Below are 17536 nucleotides of genomic sequence, written 5' to 3'. Positions count from 1 at the left end.
GATCATGGAGTTGTGGTGCCTCGCATAAGGGACGCATGCGGAGCTGTCGCCCACCACGACTCCATGATCGGCCGGCGGGGTGGGGCGCGGGGCTCGGGGGCGCCGGGGCGCGGGGCTGGGGCGCGGTGGGGGGTGTGGTCAGCTCGGGGTGTGGTTGTGGTTGGTTAGGCCGGTGCTGATTCGGACGGTGGTGCCGGCGGTGCCGGTGACGACCTCCATCGCGTCGGTCAGCTCGCGGGCCAGCCAGAGGCCCCAGCCGCCGGCGGTGTCCGGGGCCGGTCGACTGCGGTCGCCCAGCCGCTGCGGGCTGATCCCGTGACCGTGGTCGGCGACCTCGCAGACCAGCACACCCGACTCGTGCCAGAGTCGCAACCAGCCGCGCCCGCCGCCGTGGCGCACCGCGTTGGTGATCAGTTCGTTGATCGCGAGCACGAAGTCGTCCAACCGTTGACCGCTGAGACCCGAGGCATGCGCGCAGGAGGTGACCGAGTGTCGAATCTCGGTCACCTGAGCCTGGTCGAAGGCTTCGGCGATCAGGAGGGCAGGTTCGATGGGCACAACCGTACGCGGTGCGTGCGGATCTGCGTTCGTCATGGGCCCGTCCCGGCGGCGCATCTCGGAGTATTTCGCGGCTTTTCCACCGTACGTCAGGGTTTCCCGAACCGCACTCGCTGCTCGCCGTGCGGCGTCCCGGTTGTGGCATCCTGACCGCCATGCCGTCGCCGCCGGGTGGGTTCGAGGTGCCGCTGTGGCGTGCGCTCACCGTGTTCAGGCTGGCCTCCCTGGCGTACGTCTGCGCGCTCGCGGTGCGCGACGCCGACCGGTACGCCCACCCGTACGCCGTCGGTGTCCTGATCCTGTTGATGATCGTCTGGACCGGGGCGACCGCGATCGGGTACGCCCGGCCGGCCTGGCGGCGTTGGCCGCTGCTGCTGGCCGACCTCGGGGTGGTGGTGGCCATCGTGCTGGCCACCCCGTGGGTGGTCGGACGGACGGCGCTCACCCACGGCGTACCCACCCTGGGGGTGGCCTGGATGGCCGGGCCGGTGCTGGCCTGGGCCGTCTCCGGCGGCCGGCGGCGGGGCACCGTCGCCGCGTTGCTGGTCGCCGGCGCGGACCTGGCCACCCGGGAGCGGATCGGCCAGTCCTCGTTCACCGGGGTGATCCTGATGCTGCTCGCCGGGGTGGTGGTCGGGCACGTGGCCCGGTTGGCGGCGAGCGCCGAGGAACGGTTGCAGCGCGCGGTGGAGTTGGAGGCCGCGACCCGGGAACGGGAGCGGCTGGCCCGGGGCATTCACGACTCGGTGCTCCAGGTGCTGGCGCTGGTGCAGCGGCGCGGCGCTGACCTGCCCGGGGAGGCCGGCGAGTTGGCCCGGCTGGCCGGCGAACAGGAGGCTGCGCTGCGGGCGCTGATCGCCGGTGCCGGCCCGGCGAGCCTCCCGGACGGCGGCGAGGCGGTGGACCTGCGGACCCTGCTCGGCCGGTACGCCTCGGCGGCGGTGGCGCTCTCCGCCCCGGCCACTCCGGTGCCGTTGCCCCGGCGGGTGGCCGGCGAGTTGGCCGCCGCGACCGGTGCGGCCCTGGACAACGTGGGGCGGCACGCCGGTGGGCGGGCCTGGGTGCTGATCGAGGACGAGGGGGCGACGGTGACGGTGTCGATCCGCGACGAGGGGCCGGGCATCCCGGACGGTCGGCTGGACGAGGCCGCCGCCCAGGGGCGGCTCGGCGTGACCCAGTCGATCCGCGGCCGGGTGGCCGACGTGGGCGGGACGGTCCGGATCGTGTCCGCCCCCGAGGCGGGCACCGAGATCGAGCTGAGCGTGCCGAGGTCACCGCGGTGAACCCGATCCGGGTGATGGTGGTGGACGACCATCCGATGTGGCGGGAGGGGGTGGCCCGCGACCTGACCGAGGCCGGTTTCCTGGTGGTGGCGACCAGCGGCGAGGGGCGACAGGCGGTTCGGGTGGCCGCTGCCGCCCGGCCCGACGTCGTCGTCCTCGACCTGCAACTACCGGACATCTCCGGCGTCGAGGTGATCCTGGGGCTGCGTGCGGCACTGCCCGCCGTGCGGGTGCTGATGCTCAGCGCCAGCGGCGAGCAGCAGAGCGTGCTGGACGCGGTAAAGGCGGGGGCCACCGGTTACCTGGTGAAGTCGACCGCGCCCGCCGAGTTCCTGGAGGCGGTCCACCGCACCGCGGCCGGCGACGCGGTCTTCACCCCCGGCCTGGCCGGGCTGGTGCTCGGCGAGTACCGCCGGCTGGCCGCCGGACCGGGGCGGGGGACCGGCCCGGCCGGCGCTGCCGAACCCGCGACGCCCCAGCTCACCGACCGGGAGACGGAGGTGCTGCGGCTGGTGGCGAAGGGGATGTCGTACAAGCAGATCGCCCAGCGGCTCGGCCTGTCGCACCGCACGGTGCAGAACCACGTGCAGAACACCCTGGGCAAGCTGCAACTGCACAACCGGGTCGAGCTGACCCGCTACGCCATCGAACGCGGCCTGGACGACTGAGCGACGTCAGACCGAGCGCGGCGGCTCCGTCTCGTGGATGGCCAACTCCTCGGCGGTCGCCCCGCCCCCGGCCGATCCGGCGTCGTACGCCACCGAGTCGGTCTCCTGGTCGGTGTGCGACCCCTCGTCCGGTTCCACCAGCCGGCCCACAGTGGCGTCGGCCACCGTGCCGAGCTGACCGTGGTCGTAGAGGGAGACCGGTGAGTTCGGGTCCGAGGTCGGCCCGGGATCCATCACGTCGGCGTCCAGTTGGGCCTCCGCCGCGGCTTCCAGGTTGTCCGCCTCGAAGGCGATCTTCGGGTCGATGGTGCCGGCCAGCGGGTCGTCGGCCGGGCGCTCGTAGACCTCGCGGTCGAGCTTGTAGTCCAAGGACTCACCGTCGAGCTGCTCCTCGGCTGTCGTTCCGAACCGGTCCACCGCCACCGGCGTCCGGTCGCCGGGCAGTTGGGCCGGGTCCGGGCCGTCCGCCTCGCGCCCGGTGAGGACGTCGTCGTTGGCGCTCGAGTCGTCATCGGCGGTGTCGGGCAGCCCTTGTGCCTCGGTGTCGGACACGGGGGTCGGGTACTCGTTGTCGCGCATGTCTGATCACTACCCGCTGCCCTGCCGCCATAACCGGACGACCTTCGGCGGTACGGCCCGGAACCGGGCGCCGACGCCGAAAGCCCCCGTCAGGCGGCCTCGTCGTCCGGGTGCAGCACACACCAGACGACCTTTCCGTCCGGTACGGCGCTGCTGCCCCAGCGACGGGTCACCGTGTCGATCAGCAGCAGACCCCGGCCACCGATCCGGTTCGGCGGGGAGATCCCGGCGAACGTCGGCCGGCGCGGGGAGTGGTCCCGAACCGCCAGGTGCAGGGTGCTCTCCTGGGGTGCCAGCCGAACCGTCATCGGAGTCTGGGCGTGCGCCACCACGTTGTTGACCATCTCGGTGATCGCGATGCACGCCGGGTCGGTGAGCGTCGGCATGCCCCAGCGCTCGCAACCGGCGGTGACCAGCTCGCGCGCCTGCCGGGCGGCCCCCACCGCCGGGGCCAGGTCGGCGGTGAGCACCGCCGCCAGCGGTGTCGCCGCGACCGCGGCCAGCGCGGCGTCGAGCGTCGGCCAGGCCGGCACACCGGCGAGCGCGGCGTCCGGGCGGGCGGGCCCGTCGACCGCCGGGTCACACAGCAGCAGGTCCGCTGCGGGCCAGTCGGCGACCTCCCGGCGAATGTCGGCGAAGACGCTCCGCCCGGCCGGGTCGACGACCCGCAGACCGGTCACGTCGGCCACCACCGGGCCGGGCCGGTCCACGAGACGGGCGAGCAGCGCGCCGCGTACCGCCTCGGCTCCGGCGGCGTCGAGCACACCGGTCAGCCGGACCACCGCTGACGACTCGTCGATTTCCACGAGACAGCTCGACATGATCGCCCCAGTGTGCGCGCCGGTGACGGTCAGCGCATTCGGGCGCTCGACATCCGCCATCAGCGGTCCGACCGGGAGCGGCGGTTGATGGCCGCCAGGGTGCCGACAGCGGTGCCGGCGGCGGCCAGACCGAACGCGGCGGTCATCCGCACCACCTGTCGCCGTCGACCGTTCCAGCCACCGTCCTGGCGCGCCTGGGAATCGGCGTGGAACACGTTGCCGCTGCTGTCCAGACGGGCGCCCGGCCCGAACTGGGTGCGGTGGGCGTACCAGCCGAGGGTGCGCTCCACCAGCGCGGGCGCCAGCCGCCACTGCAGGCCGATCAGCCGGGCCGCGCCACCGGCGTACGCCTCGCGGCGGGGCCGGCGCAGCAGCCGGACGATGGTCTCGGCGACCACCTCCGGCGGGTAGATCGGCGGAGGCGGCACCAGTTCGCGGCCGCTGTGGTTGCCCGTGTGCCGGAAGAACGGGGTGTCGATCGTGGCCGGCAGCACGGTGCAGACGGAGATGTGACCCCGACCGGTGACCCGCAGTTCCTGTCGGACGGTGTCGGCCAGCCCTCGGATGCCGTGCTTGGTGGCGTTGTACGCCGACTGGTACGGCATGGCCACCTCGGCCAGCACCGAGGCGTTGTTGACCAGCACCCCGCCACCGGCGGCGCCCAGGTAGGGCAGGGCCGCCTTGATGCCGTGCACCGCCCCGAGCAGGTTGACCTCCAGCACCCGGCGGAACTCGGCGACCGGGATCTCGTCGAACAGACCCACGGCGCTCACCGCGGCGTTGTTCACCCAGGCGTCGATCCGGCCGAACTCGGCCGCCGCCTGGTCGGCCAGCCGCCGTACCGACTCCAGGTCGGTCACGTCGGTCGGCACCACCAGCGCCCGACCGCCCAACTGCCGGCAGTGCTGCGCGACCTGTTGCAGGGCGGGCTCACTGCGAGCGGCCAGCACGACGGCGGCACCCCGGCGGGCCAGTGCGTACGCCGTCGCCGCGCCGATCCCGCTGGACGCGCCGGTGATCACCACGGTCGAATCGTCGAGACTGCGGGTCAGCGGCATTCCTGAGCGGTACCCCCGGCCGGGCCTGGTCACACCGACGACAGCTTGTCGATCATCGTCGAACCGTGCTGTCGCGTGCCGCGTGTGCTTGCCGTGGCGCAAGTGTCGGTGGCACTCGCGCTGACTCTTCCTGATCTGCCAGGTTTCGGCTCAGTGTCGCGGGGTTAATGGGACGCTCTGACCGGGAGGACCACCGCCGAGGAAAGATCGCAGGGAGGTGACCCATGCGCGTCGGCCTCGTCTGCGCGCACGCCAGTTCCTACCGCCACGCCGACGGCCCGCCGGTCGGCACCCGACAGCACATCGCGCGGGTCGCCACCGAACTGGCCGAGCGAGGCCATGACGTCCGGCTCTACGTCCGCCGGGACGACCCGGCGCTGCCGGCGACGATGACCGTCGACGGCTACCAGGTGCACCAGGTGCCCGCCGGTCCGCCCACCGCGCTACCCACCGCCGAGCTGATCCCGTACGTGACGGAGGTCGGCCGCTGGCTGGCCGACGAGTGGTCGGGTGCCTGGCGGCCCGAGGTGGTGCACGGGCACTACTGGGTCGGTGGCCTGGCCGCCGCACACGCCGTTCGGGAGACCGACATCCCGGTGGTGCAGACGTTCCACTCGCTCGGCATCGAGCAACTGCGGCACCTGGGCGGCAACTACGACGGGCCGGGGCAGCGGATCACGCTGGAGCGCGCGTTGACCCGGGCGGTCGACATCGCCGTGGCCCAGTCCAACGACGAGGTCGACGAGCTGACCCGGATGGGTCTGCAACGCAGCTCCGTCGCGTTGGTGCCGGCCGGCGTCGACATCGATCTGTTCCACCCCGACGGCGAGGCCGCACCGCGTGAACAGCGGCCCCGCATCCTCTCGGTGGGCTCGCTCGCCGCCGGGCACGGCCAGGAGGACCTGATCCGGGCGATGCGGCTGGTCGGAGACGCCGAGCTGGTGATCGCCGGTGGGCCACCGGCCGACCAGTTGGCCAACCACGCCGAGGCGCGACGGCTGCGTGAGCTGGCCGAACAGCTCGGCGTCGTCGACCAGGTACGGCTCGTCGGCGCGGTGCCGCACGACCAGATGGCCACCTGGTACCGGTCGGCGGACGTGGTCGCCTGCACACCGCACTACTCCTCGGCCGGGCGGGTCTCGCTGGAGGCGATGGCCTGCGGGGTGCCGGTGATCGGCTATGCGATGGGCGGCCTGGCGGACGCCGTCGTCGACGAGGTCACCGGCCGCCTGGTGCCCCCCGGTGACGTGCGGGCACTCGGAGTGTCGCTGCGCCGGCTGCTCAGCGACAACGCCGGGCGGTTCGCGTACGGGCACGCCGCGGTGGACCGGGTGCGCAGCAGCTACACCTGGGAGCGGACCGCCGGTGCGTTGGAGCGTCTCTACGAGCGGGTGGTGAGCCGGCGCAAGCCGGTCGAAGCCTGAGGTGGCGGTGCTGCGGCAGCTCAGCCGTGGTGCGGTGCCGGACGGTCAGCCCGGCCGGCCGGCACCAACCATGGCGGGGTTCCGACGGCGTGCCACCGAGCGGTGCTGCTGCGGTTCGGCGTACCGGGTCAGGCCGATCACCGCGGCCAGGGTGACCAGGAATCCGGCCGCGGCCAGCCACTCCCGCCCCGGCCAGATCTTGTCGTTGAGCAGCAGCAGGCCGACGATCGCGGCCGGCACCGCGCCGGCGGCGTCCATCGCGGCGACCGCGGCGGTCGTCGAGCCACGCTGCATGGCCAGACCGAGCAGCAGCTGACCGACGATCGAGTGGACGATCAGCAGATAGAAGAGCGGGTCGGCGAGGAACGCCTCGGCGGACGGCGCGGACGCCAGTGGCCGGGCGGCGACCGCGGCCGAGCTGAACGCCAGCCCGGCCAGTGACCCGAGGGCCACCGAACCCGGCGCCCCGTGCAGCCGGACGGCGAAGACACCGAGCACCGCGATCACGCCGAGCGCCACCAGCAGGGCGATCGAGCCGGCGGTGCCGAGCTGCTTCGACGGCGCCGGCCGGGCGGACAGCACCAACGCGGTGATCCCCACGAAGAGCAGCGCCAGCAGCACCACCTCCGCGGCGGGCAGCCGCCACTTCAGCACCAGCACCCCGAGGATGGCGGTCACCCCGAGCCCGGCGGCCACGCTGGCCTGCACGAGGAACAGCGGCAGGTCCCGTCGGGCCAGGAAGGCGAGCACGAAGCCGCCGATCTGGAAGCCGAGACCGACCAGGTACGTCCGATGCCCGGCGAGGCGCAGCAGCAGGCCCGGATCGAAGGTGTGGTGGACCGTGGTGCGGGCCGCCGCCACCGACTGGAGCAGGTTGGCGAAGCCGTACGCGACGATCATCGCCGCGAGAAAGCACCAACCGGAGGAGACCACCTGGCGAGGATAGAGGTTGCCGGGGGTCAGCGCTCGGCTGGTCGATTGAGGCGGGTGAGGATGTCGGCGTGCAGCACACCGTTGGTGGCCACGACGCTGCTGTCGGTGCCCGGGGTGCCGGCGGGCGCGGGTCGTCCGTGCAGATCCGTGACCGTGCCACCCGCCTCCGTGATGATCGGCACCAGCGCCGCCACGTCCCACAGGGACAACTCCGGCTCGGCCATCACGTCGAGTGTCCCCTCGGCCAACAGCATGTAGCCGTAGAAGTCGCCGTACGCCCGGTTGCGCCAGCTGTCCCGCATCAGGTCGAGCACCGCGTCGAGCCGCCCGGCGCTCTCCCACCCGTTCAGCGAGGAGTAGCAGAAGCTGGCGTCGGCGATCCCACGCACCGCGGACACGCCGATCCGTTCGCCCGCCTCGGGGCCCGGCCCGGCGTACGCGCCCGCGCCCGCGCTGGCCCACCAACGTCGTCCGAGCGCCGGTGCGGACACCACGCCGACCGCCGGCCGGTCACCGTCGTAGAGCGCGATCAGGGTCGCCCAGATCGGCACGCCACGGACGAAGTTCTTGGTGCCGTCGATCGGGTCGACGATCCACCGGCGGCCGTTCGGGTCGGTGGACGGCTGCGCCCCGTACTCCTCACCGAGCAGCCCGTCGGCCGGCCGGTGCTCGGCCAGCACGGCGCGGATCTCCCGCTCCACGGCGGTGTCCGCGTCGGAGACCGGCGTCAGGTCAGGCTTCGCCTCGACGCGCAGGTCGAGCGCGCGGAACCGGGCCGTGGCGATGGCGTCGGCCCGGTCGGCGAGCAGGTGGGCGAGGGCGAGGTCGTCGGCGTACCCGGTCATGCCGGCAACCTAGCCCACGCCCGTCGGGTCACTCGTCGGGCCCGCGCCGGTCACCCTCGCCGGGCCCACGCTGGTCGCTGTCGCCGCGCGAGTCACCCTCACCGGCGCGGGAGGCGAGCAGCCGACGGTACGAGGCCAGCCGGCGCGGGTCGGCCTTACCGGCGGCCACCCAGGCGTCCAGCCCGCAGTCGGCCTCGTCGGCCGTGTGGGGGCAGTTCGGTGGGCAGTCGACGGTGCCCTCGACCAGGTCCGGAAAGCCGTGCAGCAGGCTGTCGGCCGAGACGTGCGCCAACCCGAAGCTGCGGATGCCGGGAGTGTCGATGATCCAGCCCGGGTCGGTGTCGACCCCGGGCACCGGCGGCAGCCGCAACGCCACCGCGCTGGTCGAGGTGTGCCGGCCCCGGCCGATCGCGCTGACCACGCCGACCGCGCGCAGCGCGTCCGGAACGAGGCGGTTGACAAGCGTCGACTTGCCCACCCCGGAGTGCCCGACCAACACCGACACCTTGCCGCTCAGCAGCGTACGGAGCGCGTCGAGGTCCGAGTCGGGGCGGTTGAGCACGTACGGCAGCTCCAGCTCGGTGTAGTAGCCGAGCACCTCCTCCGGCCCGGCCAGGTCGGCCTTCGTGAGGCAGAGCAGCGGCTCGACGTCCGCGTCGTACGCCGCCACCAGGCAGCGGTCGATGAACCCGGTGCGCGGCGGTGGGTCGGCCAACGCGCTGACGATCACCAACTGGTCGGCGTTGGCCACCACCACCCGTTCCAGCCGACCCTCGGCGGTGGTCTCGTCGTCGTCGGCGGTGCGGCGCAGCACCGAGCGGCGCTCGGCGATCCGGACGATGCGGGCCAGCGCGCCCTCCGCGCCGGACGTGTCGCCGACCAGGCTGACCCGGTCACCGACCACCACCGACTTGCGGCCCAGCTCGCGGGCCCGCATGGCGGTGACCGTGGGCAACTCGGCGCCGACCACGCCGCGCTCCGCCCCGGAGAGCACGCAGGTGTAGCGCCCCCGGTCGACGGCGATGACGAACCCGTCGACCGCGTCGGCGTGCTGCGGGCGGGTGCGCGTACGCGGGCGCGACGACTTTCCGGGCCGGACCCGTACGTCGTCCTCGTCGTACTCCCGCCGTTTGGTCGCCAGGACCTTCCTCCGTCGCGTCAGCTCTTGCCGGTCACCATCGCTGACCATAGTGCCGGGAACTCGGGCATGGTCTTGGAGGTACACCCCACGTCGTCCACCTCGATGCCCGGAACGGCGAGCCCGGCCACCGCGGCGGCGTGCGCCATCCGGTGGTCGTGGTACGTGCGAAAGACCCCACCGCGCAGCGGGCGGGGCCGGATCTCCAGCCCGTCCGGCGTCTCGGTGATGTCCGCCCCGAGCCCGCCGAACTCCCGCGCGAGCGCGGCGAGCCGGTCGGTCTCGTGGCCACGGATGTGCCCGACGCCGGTGAAGACCGACGGCGAGTCGGCAAGCATGGCCAGCGCGGTCAGCACGAGGGTCAGCTCGCCGACGTCGGACAGGTCGGCGGTCAGGCCGTGCACCACGCCGGTGCCGCGGACGGTCAGCCCGTTGGTGGAGAGGCTGACCTCGCCGCCCATCCGCTGGAGCAGCGAGCGGAGTTGCTCGACCGGCTGCGCGCTGCTGTGCGGCCAACCCTGCAAGGTCACCTCGCCGCCGGTGACCAGGGCGGCGGCGAAGAACGGCACGGCGCCGGAGAGGTCTGGCTCGATGTCCCAGCCGCGCCCGGTGAGCGGGCCGGGCTCGACGGCCCAGACGTCGGCTGTGCTGTCGTCGACCGCCGCGCCGGCGGCCCGCAGCATCCGCACCGTCATTCGAAGGTGCGGCGCGGAGGGCACCGGCGGGCCGACGTGGCGTACCACGACACCCCGGTCGAAGCGCGGGGCGGCCAGCAGCAGCCCGGAGACGAGCTGGCTGGAGGCGGACGCGTCGATCACCACCTCGCCCCCGGTGACCCGGCCGGTGCCGAGCACGGTCAGCGGGAGGCTGCCGGAGCCGGTGACGTCGATCCGGACGCCCAGCGAACGCAGCGCGCCGACCAGTGGGCCGAGCGGGCGGGTGCGGACGTACGGGTCGCCGTCGAAGGTGACCTGCCCGTCGGCCAGGCCGGCCACCGGTGGCACGAACCGCATCACGGTGCCGGCCAGCCCGACGTCGACGTGCGCGGGACCGGCCAGCGGGTGCGGCCGGACCAGCCAGCGCTCGTCGTCGCTGATCGACACGTGCGCGCCCATCGCCCGCAGACCGGCGGCCATCAGCTCGGTGTCACGGGCGCGCAGCGGCCGGGCCAGCGTCGACGGGCCGGCGGCCAGCGCGCTGAGCACCAGGGCGCGGGCGGTCATCGATTTGGAACCGGGCAGGCGCAGCGTCGCCGCCACCGGGTCGGATGCGGTCGGTGCGGTCCACGGCTGCGGCGGCCGGGTCGCGGTCAGGTTCCCCACGGTTACATTCTGCCGTGTCGGCGGGTGGGCGGCGGCGCCCGGCGTTCGTACTCCCGGTTGGCGGGACAGCCGACGGGGCCTCCGACGCGTTAGCGTGTGCCCATGTGCGGCAGGTACGCGACGACCCGGAGCTCCGGCGAGCTGAGCGCGCTCTTCGAGTCGTCCGACGACACCGACGGCCTGGTCCGAGCCGATCACAACGTCGCGCCTACCGACCCGGTTCCGCTGGTCCGGGTCAGCCCCGAGGGGCACCGCAGTCTCTGTGTCGGTCGCTGGGGGCTGCTGCCGCACTGGTCCCGGTCCGCCGCGGGGGCCGCCCGCATGATCAACGCGCGGGCGGAGACGGTGGCCACCAGCCGGGCGTACGCCGGCTCCTTCTCCCGTCGCCGCTGCCTGGTCCCGGCCGACGGCTGGTACGAGTGGGTGCGGCTGCCCGACGGCGGACGACAGGCGTACTTCATGACGCCTCGGGACGGCTCGGTGCTTGCGCTTGCGGGCATCTGGTCGGTCTGGGAGTCCGACGCCGAGACCCGGCTCACCTTCAGCGTGCTGACCACCGCGGCGCTCGGCGACCTGACCGAGGTGCACGACCGGATGCCGGTGCTGCTGCCACCCGAGCGGTGGTCGTCGTGGCTCGCGCCGACCGACGAGCCGGGGCGGCTGCTCACCGCGGCGTCGGCGGAGCAGTTGGCGGGGTTGGAGATCCGCCCGGTGGGTGCGGCGGTCGGAAACGTTCGCAACGACGGGCCGCAGTTGACCGCCCGGGTGGCGGTGGCGCCGACTGTGACACCGCAGGAGTTGCCCCTGTTCTGACACCGGCGCGCATCGTCGGCCGCCGATTTGCCAGGGTTCCGCGCGATTCGTCTCCTGACTGTTCGGTCATGTTCCCGGCAGACCCTTGTCCCGGTGTTGTGAAGTGCGATAGAACACAGCGCCGGTAGTGGCTGTCGATCCGCACGGGGCGGACGACGTCCACAGATCTTGCCGGTCCCACGGGGGAGGTGGGTGGATGACACGGGCACGTATGCCGCGCCCGCACGAGGTGGCGGCGGCGCGGCGAGATCCGCGACTGCTGCGGGCCGTGCGGGAACGGCGACAGGACGACGCGTGGCGCACCAGAGGAACCTGCCAGAGCGTCGATCCGGAGACATTCTTTCCGGCACCGAACGAGCCGGCGGACGCCGCCGTCGCGCTGTGCCGCAGTTGTGACGTACAGGGGTCCTGCCTGGCCTGGGCCCTCGACGTCGGTGACTGCCACGGCGTGTGGGGCGGCACCACGCCGCGGGAACGGCGGGCGATGCTTGTCGCCTGGCGGGGGGAGGTCGACCCCGACCCGGACGCCATCGACGACGCCGGCCCGCCGGTGCGCGATCGCCTGCTCGCCCTGGTCCCGCTGAGCTGATCGGCGGCCCGGTTCGCACCCGTCGCCCGTCCGGCGGCGCAGAATAGGCCGGTGCCACCCAGCAACGAGATCGACACCCCGCGCGGTCCGGCGCGGATCGACACCGACCTGCCGGTCCGCCCGGCCACCGCCCTGCTCGTCCTCGGGCACGGCGCGGGCGGCAGCGTCGACGCGCCCGACCTGCTCGCGGTTCGGGACGCGTCGGTCGCGGCCGGCCTGGCGGTGGTCCGGGTGACCCAGCCCTACCGGGTCGCCGGTCGACGTGCGCCGGCACCGGCTGGTCACCTCGACGAGGCCTGGGCAGCGGTGCTCGCCGTGCTACGTGACCGGCACGCCGACGTGCCGACGCTGGTGGTCGGTGGGCGTTCCAGTGGCGCACGGGTGGCCTGCCGGACGGCGCGTGCGGTGGGCGCGGTGGGTGTGGTCGCGTTGGCCTTCCCGCTGCACCCGCCCGGCCGACCGGAACGTTCGCGGGCCGCCGAACTGGGCACCGGCCTGCCGACGTTGGTCGTCAACGGTGACCGGGACCCGTTCGGGACGCCGGAGCCGGGGCCGGCCGTGCAGGTGGTGAGCCGTCCCGGTGAGACGCACGATCTGCGCCGGGATCCGGCCGGCACCGCCGCCGCCGTGCGCGACTGGCTGTACGCCCAGGGCTGGGCGGCCGGCTGACCCGTCGCGGCCGGCTCGCCGGGGCGACCGTGTCCGGCGCCGGGCACGGGTCGTTGCATCCGATGGTGCCGCCGGCCCGATCGGGGCCGGTGACACCAGTCCTCCCAGGCCCTTCCTGGTCCCAGCGCCGGCCGCCGTCGGGGCCGGGACCAGGAACGGGAGGGCCGGCCGGAATGCCCCAGTGGTCATCAGGCGTTACTACCCCCGGACGACTTTTCTGCGAGGGGGGTGACCGGTGCCAACCGAGACACGAAGCCTGGAACGGGACGAGCGGGACGCCCGGCAGCTGAAGCGGCTGCTGGATGGCCCGGAGTGGCCGGCGACGGCGGGACCGGGCGGGGCGGGTGCGGTGAGCACGGGCACACCAGCCGGAAGTGAATCTGCGGGCAGGTCCGTGCGCGTATCCTCGGCGGGAAAGCATCCGACGCGAGGGGATGTGCGGTTGACCACCGAGAAGACGGACGAGCGCAGGGCCCGATTCGAGCGGGACGCGATGCCATTCGTCGATCAGCTCTACGCTGCTGGGCTGCGGATGACACGCAACCCGGCGGATGCCGAGGACCTGGTCCAGGAGACGTACCTGAAGGCGTACGCGGCCTTCCACCAGTTTGAGCAGGGCACGAACCTCAAGGCCTGGCTCTACCGGATCCTGACCAACACCTACATCAACTCCTACCGCAAGCGGCAGCGCCAGCCGATCCAGGCGCCCACCGAGGAGATCACCGACTGGCAGCTCGCCGAGGCCGAGTCACACACCTCCAGCGGGTTGCGCTCCGCCGAGACGGAGGCACTGGACCGGCTGCCGGACAGTGACGTCAAGGAGGCACTCCAGCAGTTGCCGGAGGAGTTCCGCCTGGCCGTCTACCTCACCGATGTCGAGGGCTTCTCCTACAAGGAGGTCGCGGACATCATGGGCACGCCGATCGGCACCGTGATGTCGCGTCTGCACCGGGGCCGTCGTAATCTGCGCAAGCTGCTCGAGCGCTACGCGGGGGAGCGGGGCTTCAGCGCTGCCCGCTCGGCGAAGGGCTCGACCGCCGCCGCTGCCGGCCGGGAGGTGTGACGTGAGCTGTGGGGAGCCGCACGAGACGGACTGCCGCGAAGTGCTCGCGGAGGTGTACCTCTACCTGGATCTGGAGTGCGCCGACGAGCGCCGCTCGCTGATCCGGCACCACCTGGACGAGTGCGGGCCCTGCCTGCGCGAGTACGGGCTGGAGCAGGAGGTGCGGGCGTTGGTGGCGCGTTGCTGTGGCAACGAGACCGCGCCGGACCAGCTGCGCGAGCGGCTGCGGGTCAAGCTCACCGAGCTGGTGGTCTTCGAGACCAGCGACTCCCGTGAGCTGGCCGACTGAGCGTCTGAGCTGGCACCAGCTGGCAAGACCGGTGGCCCGGGTCGATGTCGACCCGGGCCACCGGTGTACCCGGCCTCGGCCGGACTGAGCGGCGACGGGCAACCGGCCCGTCGACCCGTTCAGGAGTTGGGACGCTTGCCGTGGTTCGCGGCGTTCTTCTTACGAGCCTTCTTCTTCCGGGACTTCTTCGCCATGCTGACCTCCTCGTGATGGGTCGGATTCGTCCTGCGCACGACCTCGGCGCGGATGCGGCCACCGGCGGTCCGGCGTCGGGTCCGACCCGCTGATGGTAGTGCGGTCGGCAGCCGCCGCCTTCCCCAGGGCGGGCCTGCCATCCCGGCTGTGCCGCTGCGGGCCCACCGTCGGTCGACACATGATTGGATACACCGGCAGGCACGTCGCGAAGAGGGAGGGCCTGGACATGGCCGAGGAGATCCGCGCCGAGATGGTGGCCAACGTCTGGAAGGTCGTCGCCACGGCGGGTGACACGGTGGCCGAGGGTGACACCCTGGTGATCCTCGAGTCGATGAAGATGGAGATCCCGGTTGTCGCCGAGTCCGATGGTGTGCTCCAGCAGCTCGCCGTGAACGAGGGCGACGTCGTGCAGGACGGTGACCTGATCGCGGTGATCGCTTGACCGGGTTGCGGGTCCGTTCGGCCGAGCCGGCCGACTTCCCGGCGGTGGCCCGTCTGACCGTGGCCGCGTACGAGGCGGACGGCCAGCTCAAGGGCGAGCACGGGTACGGCGAGGTGTTGGCCGACGTGTCGACCCGGGCCACCAGCGGCGAGGTGCTGGTCGCGGTCGACGAGGTGACCGGGGCGGTCCTCGGCTCGGTCACGTTCGTCCTGCCGGGCACCCCGTTCGCCGAGCTGTCCGGGCCGGGCGAGGCGGAGTTCCGGATGCTCGCGGTCGACCCGGGCGCGCAGGGGCGGGGTGTCGGTGCCGCGTTGGTCGAGGCGTGCGTCGACCGGGCGACCGAGTTGGGTTGCACGGCGGTGGTGATCTGCGTCCGGGCCGGGATGGCGGATCCGGCGCACCGGCTCTACTCGCGGCGCGGGTTCGTCCGTTCTCCGGAGAAGGACTGGTCACCGGCGCCGGGCGTGGACCTGCTCGGCCTGCGGCTGGAGCTGACCCGCGGCTGAGCCGCCGACCGACGAGCCCGGGCCGGAACGAGCACGCCCGGGTCAGGCGTCGGGCTGCGTGCCGATGGCGGCCAGCAGCTCGTCGGCCACCTCCAGGGCGAGCTTGCGGCGTTCGTCGTCGCTGATGTGCGGTGCGCGTACCGCGAACCAACTGGTGTGCACCGCGAACAGGGACAGCGCGGCGCGCAGTTGGGCGGCGGGGGAATCGTCGCCCCGACAGAGCGCCTCGGCCAGCTCCAACATCCGACCACGCATCTTCTGCCCGGAGGAGAGGCTCTTGAGCGCGGTCTGGTTCTGCTCGAAGAAGCGCATCACCGACGGCTGAGCGCCGTCGAACATCGTGTCGGCGTACCGGGAGATCAGCTCGCGCCGGGTGGCCAGGGTGGCGGGCTGGGTGGCGGCCCAGGCGGTCAGCGCGTCCATCCGCTCCAGCCGGTCCTCGACGAAGCTGGCGACGATGTCGTCCTTGCTCTTGAAGTGGTAGTAGAGGGCGGCCTTGGTCACATTGAGGCGCTCGGCGATCTCCCGGAGCGAGGTCTTCTCGTACCCCTGCTCGGTGAAGAGCTCAAGCGCGACGGCCTTGATCCGTTCCCGCGTTCCGCCGCCTGTGCTCTCGCTCACCCACACCCTCCAAATGGCTTGACCGTTGCTTGTACCCAACTTACCGTGCGGCTAGTAAGGTGACTAGCCGGGCGGCAAGTAAGTACGGCAATCCTCGGGGGGAGCTTACCCATGACTCAGGCAACGCAGGCCGGCACGCGACCCAACAACATACGGGTGGTGCTGTTCGGTCTGATGATCGCGATGATGCTCGCGATGCTCGACAACATGATCGTCAGCACCGCTCTACCGCGGATCGTCGGCGAGTTCGGCGGGCTCAACCACTTCACCTGGGTGGTCACCGCGTACGTCCTGGGCACCACCGTCTCTACCCCGATCTGGGGCAAGCTCGGTGACCTCTACGGCCGCAAGTCGGTCTTCCTGACCTCGGTTGTCGTCTTCCTGGTCGGCTCCGCCCTCTGCGGCATGGCCGGCTCCGGGATGTTCGGTGGCCCGGAGGACGGCATGGTCCAGCTCATCGCCTTCCGGGCCGTGCAGGGCCTCGGCGCCGGCGGCCTCATGGTCGGCGTGATGGCGATCATCGGTGACCTGGTGCCGCCCCGCGAGCGCGGGCGCTACCAGGGCATGATCGCCGGCATCATGGCCATCGCCATGGTCGCCGGCCCGCTGGCCGGCGGCTTCATCACCGACCACCTCTCCTGGCGCTGGGCGTTCTACGTGAACCTGCCGCTGGGTGGCGTCGCGCTGCTCGTGCTGATCACCACCATGCACCTGCCGAAGTACCGCACCGAGCACCGGATCGACTGGCTCGGCGCCGGGCTGCTCTCGGTGGGCATCACCGCGATCGTGCTCATCACCACCTGGGGTGGCAACGAGTACGACTGGACGTCGCCGCAAATCCTCGGCCTGGCCGTGCTCGCCGTGCTCGCGTTGGTCGTCTTCGGCCTGGTGGAACGCCGGGTCCAGGAACCGATCCTGCCGCTGGCGCTGTTCGCCAACCGCAACTTCGCGCTGATCTCGGTGATCGGCTTCCTGCTCGGCTTCGCGATGTTCGGCGCGATGAACTTCCTGCCGCTCTACCAGCAGACCGTGCAGGGTGCGTCGGCCACCAACAGCGGTCTGCTGCTGCTGCCGCTGATGTTCGGCATGCTTGTCGTCTCGCTGGTCATCGGCCGGGCGATCACCCGCAACGGCAAGTACCGGGCGTACCCGATCATCGGTGGCGTGGTGATGACCGCGGGCATGGCGCTGCTGTCCATGCTCGACACCGACACCAGCAAGTTGATGTCCTCGCTGTACATGGTCGTGCTCGGCGTCGGCATGGGCTTCCTCATGCAGACCTCGATGCTGATCGCGCAGAACAGCGTGGAGCAGAAGGACCTTGGCGCGGCCAGTGGCGCGGCCACCTTCTTCCGGTCGATCGGTGGCTCGTTCGGCATCTCGCTGTTCGGCGCGATCTTCGCCAACCGGCTGGCCAGCTCCGAGGGCGGTCGGGCCTTCGGCGGCGGCGAGGCCGGCGCCGGGATGGACCTGGAGAAGCTCAAGGACCTGCCCGCCCAGGCGCGCGAGGCGGTGCTCGGTGGTCTCTCCGACGCCATCTCGCACGTCTTCCTCTGGGCGGTGCTGTTCACCATCGTGATCCCGGTGCTCGCCTGGTTCATCAAGGAGATCCCGCTGCGCACCGCGAACGAGGCGCCGCCGCAGGCCACCCCGGAGGAGGAGGCCGAGGTCGCCCTCGGCAAGGCCGCCCCGGTCGCCTGACCCAACCGCGACAACGCGC

The 17536-nt window shown here is 72.4% G+C and carries 20 protein-coding genes and 1 pseudogene; 11 read left to right on the top strand and 10 right to left on the bottom strand.

From position 1 onward, the window contains the following. Positions 1–138: 138 nt before the first annotated feature. Entirely contained in the window at positions 139–594 is a 456-nt protein-coding gene (locus ACFYL6_RS07760; protein WP_387168901.1) for an ATP-binding protein, read from the bottom strand. Between the two features lie 119 nt (positions 595–713). Between ACFYL6_RS07760 and macS the strand changes: the two genes are divergently transcribed. Both macS and ACFYL6_RS07750 read left to right on the top strand, forming a co-directional pair. Beyond that, the gene (gene macS, locus ACFYL6_RS07755; RefSeq protein ID WP_387168898.1) at positions 714–1841 is read left to right on the top strand and encodes a MacS family sensor histidine kinase; all 1128 of its coding nucleotides are present in this window, start codon (positions 714–716) and stop codon (positions 1839–1841) included. A gap of 14 nt (positions 1842–1855) precedes the next feature. After that, complete coding sequence (locus ACFYL6_RS07750; RefSeq protein ID WP_387169518.1) at positions 1856–2509, top strand: response regulator; 654 nt, start codon at positions 1856–1858, stop codon at positions 2507–2509. Between the two features lie 6 nt (positions 2510–2515). Here ACFYL6_RS07750 and ACFYL6_RS07745 read toward each other — a convergent pair whose 3' ends face one another. The 3 genes from ACFYL6_RS07745 to ACFYL6_RS07735 form a co-directional block, all read right to left on the bottom strand. Further along, a complete protein-coding gene (locus ACFYL6_RS07745; protein WP_363614986.1) occupies positions 2516–3088 on the bottom strand; it encodes a DUF5709 domain-containing protein in 573 nt (190 codons plus the stop codon). 89 nt (positions 3089–3177) lie between these two features. After that, on the bottom strand, positions 3178–3969 hold the full coding sequence (locus ACFYL6_RS07740; RefSeq protein WP_387168894.1) for an ATP-binding protein: 792 nt from the start codon (positions 3967–3969) through the stop codon (positions 3178–3180). Continuing rightward, positions 3969–4967: an SDR family oxidoreductase gene (locus ACFYL6_RS07735; protein ID WP_387168891.1), complete on the bottom strand. Its 999-nt coding sequence runs from the start codon at positions 4965–4967 to the stop codon at positions 3969–3971. The genes ACFYL6_RS07740 and ACFYL6_RS07735 overlap by 1 nt, the downstream gene beginning before the upstream one ends. Before the next feature lie 224 nt (positions 4968–5191). Here ACFYL6_RS07735 and ACFYL6_RS07730 point away from each other — a divergent pair, with 224 nt between their 5' ends. After that, complete coding sequence (locus tag ACFYL6_RS07730; protein WP_387168889.1) at positions 5192–6391, top strand: glycosyltransferase; 1200 nt, start codon at positions 5192–5194, stop codon at positions 6389–6391. A 45-nt stretch (positions 6392–6436) separates the two neighbouring features. Here ACFYL6_RS07730 and ACFYL6_RS07725 read toward each other — a convergent pair whose 3' ends face one another. Genes ACFYL6_RS07725 through aroA form a run of 4 tightly spaced genes read right to left on the bottom strand, consistent with a single transcriptional unit; the run spans position 6437 to position 10629 of the window. Beyond that, positions 6437–7291: a hypothetical protein gene (locus ACFYL6_RS07725; protein ID WP_387169516.1), complete on the bottom strand. Its 855-nt coding sequence runs from the start codon at positions 7289–7291 to the stop codon at positions 6437–6439. A 59-nt stretch (positions 7292–7350) separates the two neighbouring features. Next, positions 7351–8169, bottom strand: coding sequence for a histidinol-phosphatase (gene hisN / locus ACFYL6_RS07720; protein WP_387168886.1), 819 nt, complete (start codon positions 8167–8169; stop codon positions 7351–7353). Positions 8170–8197: 28 nt separating this feature from the next. Continuing rightward, the gene (gene rsgA, locus ACFYL6_RS07715) at positions 8198–9358 is read right to left on the bottom strand and encodes a ribosome small subunit-dependent GTPase A (RefSeq protein ID WP_387168883.1); all 1161 of its coding nucleotides are present in this window, start codon (positions 9356–9358) and stop codon (positions 8198–8200) included. Continuing rightward, a complete protein-coding gene (gene aroA, locus ACFYL6_RS07710) occupies positions 9328–10629 on the bottom strand; it encodes a 3-phosphoshikimate 1-carboxyvinyltransferase (RefSeq protein ID WP_387168879.1) in 1302 nt (433 codons plus the stop codon). Before aroA ends, rsgA begins: the two co-directional genes overlap by 31 nt. A gap of 102 nt (positions 10630–10731) precedes the next feature. Here aroA and ACFYL6_RS07705 point away from each other — a divergent pair, with 102 nt between their 5' ends. From ACFYL6_RS07705 to rsrA, 5 genes are all read left to right on the top strand, one after another. Beyond that, positions 10732–11442 carry an SOS response-associated peptidase gene (locus ACFYL6_RS07705; RefSeq protein ID WP_387168876.1) on the top strand — a complete coding sequence of 237 codons (711 nt, stop codon included), beginning with the start codon at positions 10732–10734 and terminating at the stop codon, positions 11440–11442. A gap of 196 nt (positions 11443–11638) precedes the next feature. Beyond that, positions 11639–12031 carry a WhiB family transcriptional regulator gene (locus ACFYL6_RS07700; RefSeq protein ID WP_030336652.1) on the top strand — a complete coding sequence of 131 codons (393 nt, stop codon included), beginning with the start codon at positions 11639–11641 and terminating at the stop codon, positions 12029–12031. A gap of 51 nt (positions 12032–12082) precedes the next feature. Next, positions 12083–12700: an alpha/beta family hydrolase gene (locus ACFYL6_RS07695; RefSeq protein ID WP_387168873.1), complete on the top strand. Its 618-nt coding sequence runs from the start codon at positions 12083–12085 to the stop codon at positions 12698–12700. A gap of 235 nt (positions 12701–12935) precedes the next feature. Then, positions 12936–13763, top strand: coding sequence for a sigma-70 family RNA polymerase sigma factor (locus tag ACFYL6_RS07690; protein ID WP_387168871.1), 828 nt, complete (start codon positions 12936–12938; stop codon positions 13761–13763). A 1-nt stretch (position 13764) separates the two neighbouring features. After that, positions 13765–14052 (top strand): mycothiol system anti-sigma-R factor, encoded by a 288-nt coding sequence (gene rsrA / locus ACFYL6_RS07685; protein WP_030490399.1) that lies wholly within the window; start codon positions 13765–13767, stop codon positions 14050–14052. A gap of 119 nt (positions 14053–14171) precedes the next feature. On the opposite strand, the gene ACFYL6_RS07680 is transcribed toward rsrA, so the two are convergent. Then, the gene (locus ACFYL6_RS07680) at positions 14172–14285 is read right to left on the bottom strand and encodes a 50S ribosomal protein bL37 (protein ID WP_387168868.1); all 114 of its coding nucleotides are present in this window, start codon (positions 14283–14285) and stop codon (positions 14172–14174) included. A gap of 182 nt (positions 14286–14467) precedes the next feature. On the opposite strand from ACFYL6_RS07680, the gene ACFYL6_RS07675 reads away from it, so the two are divergent. Both ACFYL6_RS07675 and ACFYL6_RS07670 read left to right on the top strand, forming a co-directional pair. Continuing rightward, complete coding sequence (locus ACFYL6_RS07675) at positions 14468–14689, top strand: biotin/lipoyl-binding carrier protein (protein WP_387169514.1); 222 nt, start codon at positions 14468–14470, stop codon at positions 14687–14689. Then, complete coding sequence (locus tag ACFYL6_RS07670) at positions 14686–15195, top strand: GNAT family N-acetyltransferase (protein ID WP_387168865.1); 510 nt, start codon at positions 14686–14688, stop codon at positions 15193–15195. Before ACFYL6_RS07675 ends, ACFYL6_RS07670 begins: the two co-directional genes overlap by 4 nt. Here the strand turns inward: ACFYL6_RS07670 and ACFYL6_RS07665 are convergent. Continuing rightward, positions 15096–15822 (bottom strand): annotated as a pseudogene (locus ACFYL6_RS07665) (TetR/AcrR family transcriptional regulator). The gene ACFYL6_RS07670 and the pseudogene ACFYL6_RS07665 sit on opposite strands and share 100 nt — an antisense overlap. 105 nt (positions 15823–15927) lie before the next feature. On the opposite strand from ACFYL6_RS07665, the gene ACFYL6_RS07660 reads away from it, so the two are divergent. Then, a complete protein-coding gene (locus ACFYL6_RS07660) occupies positions 15928–17517 on the top strand; it encodes an MDR family MFS transporter (protein WP_387168862.1) in 1590 nt (529 codons plus the stop codon). Positions 17518–17536: the final 19 nt, after the last annotated feature.

Source organism: Micromonospora sp. NPDC007208, from assembly GCF_042869175.1.
Classification (GTDB): Bacteria; Actinomycetota; Actinomycetes; order Mycobacteriales; family Micromonosporaceae; genus Micromonospora; species Micromonospora foliorum.
This window is presented reverse-complemented; position numbering and strand designations above follow the sequence as displayed.